This is a genomic window from Mesorhizobium sp. M7A.F.Ca.CA.002.09.1.1, assembly GCF_003998555.1.
GTDB lineage: Bacteria > Pseudomonadota > Alphaproteobacteria > Rhizobiales > Rhizobiaceae > Mesorhizobium > Mesorhizobium ciceri.
In genome coordinates, this window is sequence record NZ_RZRR01001382.1 from 1 (window position 1) to 880 (window position 880).

The window sequence follows — 880 nt, forward strand, 5'->3', positions numbered from 1 at the left end:
TCGCTGGACCAGCCCCGTTCGGGCGGCCAGGTGGGCAAGCCGGCGGCGCCGCAGTCGCTCGACGACGAGATGACCAAGCTTCTCGGTGAACTCTCCAGCCAGAAGAAATGAGCGACCGCCGGGTCGCTATCCCCGCGAAACACCGTCGCCGGTCCGGCTGCCGAACCACCTCGTCCGAAGCCCCGAGGGTTTTCGATCTTCGCGCGCCCTGAGCGGTGGATGCCGCACCAATGAAAATGGCCGGAAAACCGGCCATTTTCAGAATCGAGTTCGTTCGAGACAGCCGGCCGTGAGCTTCAGTCGTCGCGATAGACTTTTTCGCGGCGCTCATGCCGCTCCTGCGCTTCGATCGACAATGTCGCGATCGGACGTGCATCGAGCCGCTTCAGCGCGATCGGCTCGCCGGTTTCTTCGCAATAGCCGTAGGTGCCTTCGTCGATGCGTTGCAGGGCGGAATCGATCTTTGCAATGAGCTTGCGCTGACGGTCGCGGGCCCTGAGTTCGATGGCCCGGTCGGTTTCCGAAGAGGCGCGATCGGCCAGATCGGGGTGGTTGGCGTTTTCTTGCTGCAGGATTTCCAGTGTTTCGCGCGCTTCGCGCAATATGTCATTCTTCCAGGTGACGAGCTTTGAGCGGAAGTAGGATTTCTGCCGCTCGTTCATGAACGGCTCGTCTTCGGAGGGTACGTAATCGGCGGTAACGATGTCGTTCATTCGACTCACCCAAACTGCCCCAAATTTGGCGCCTATATATTCGTCGTCCGACGCCTGCACAAGCGCAATCGGCCGCTGTTTCACGCAATTGTTAAAGTACCCGGGCACGCGTCTTTGCAGCCGCGTACGGTCGCTTTGGTACAAACTCCGCCGCGACACTTTGGATC

1 protein-coding gene is annotated in these 880 nt (G+C 60.2%); it reads right to left on the bottom strand.

All coding sequences use genetic code 11. The features are described from left to right. Positions 1–296 precede the first annotated feature (296 nt). The gene (dksA, locus tag EN994_RS33400; protein ID WP_013531862.1) at positions 297–713 is read right to left on the bottom strand and encodes an RNA polymerase-binding protein DksA; all 417 of its coding nucleotides are present in this window, start codon (positions 711–713) and stop codon (positions 297–299) included. Positions 714–880: the final 167 nt, after the last annotated feature.